Source organism: Ligilactobacillus sp., assembly GCF_036846325.1.
Taxonomy (GTDB): Bacteria; Bacillota; Bacilli; order Lactobacillales; family Lactobacillaceae; genus Ligilactobacillus.
The window spans coordinates 2,027-3,010 of sequence record NZ_DAIUCE010000151.1 but is presented as its reverse complement, the minus strand read 5'-3'; the positions used below and the strand labels follow the sequence as shown (position 1 = coordinate 3,010).

The 984-nt window shown below is 52.8% G+C and carries 1 protein-coding gene; it reads left to right on the top strand.

Going from position 1 to position 984, the window contains the following annotated elements:
* Positions 1 to 813 (top strand): AAA family ATPase (locus tag V7Z60_RS09565; RefSeq protein WP_334117585.1); only part of this gene is annotated, 813 nt, incomplete at its 5' end.
* Positions 814 to 984 lie beyond the last annotated feature (171 nt).

Here is a 984-nt window from a genome sequence, read left to right as displayed (position 1 = left end):
GGCAATCTCATCAGGCTTGACATGAGCGAGTACAGCAGTGAAACGGGCAAGAAGCGCCTCCTTGGCGCCGACCCCGGGTTTATCGGATACGGCGAAACCGACACGCTGATTGACAAGGTCAACCGTCAGCCGGAATCGGTCATCCTGTTTGACGAAATCGAAAAGGCCCACAGAAGCATCTTCGACCTCTTCTTACAGCTGTTTGACGACGGAAGGCTGACGAATGGCCAGGGAAAGACTGGTGACTTCACGAAGTCACTGATCATCATGACGTCAAACATCGGCTTCGAGAGAAAGGAACCGACGCTTGGCTTCGGGGCAGAAGCCGACAGGGAGCAGGCCATGATCGACAGCGTCAACGACTCGCTTGCAGGATTCTTCCGGCCGGAATTTCTGAACCGCATTGACGAGAAGATCGTCTTCTCGTCTCTGGACTATGATGCCGTGCTGAAGATCACGGACCACCTGCTGGAAAAGGAAGCTGACATGATTGCCGAAAGCGGAGTCAAAATCAGCTTCTCTCCGAAAGTGGCGAAGTTCATCGCCGACCGCTACTATGACGAGACAAACGGAGCGCGCCCGATTCAGCGCGGAATCGTCCGTGAAGTCGAGGACGTGCTGACGCAGAGCCTGATGGACGGAACGGTTCGCGAGGGCGAGAAAGCATATGCGGATGTTTTCGGCGGCTCGATCCAGATTGAATCGATGGCGGAGGTTAATCTGGAACCGATGGACATGAAGGATGAACCGGAACTGGACCTTGAAGAGAGAATGAACCGCGCCGTTGATGATGTGCTGAAGAATATGCAGTAACAACCAAAGAGGCCTGGGAAAAACCATGTCCCGAGCAAAAGACCCGGATGATTTGCAGCAATTGCAAATTCCATCCGGGTCTTTGTTTATGCAGAAACCAAAATAACTGGAAGAGTCGGGAGCTGGAATTTACGGGCAAATCCAGAAAACCGGGAATTTTCCCGTAATCTC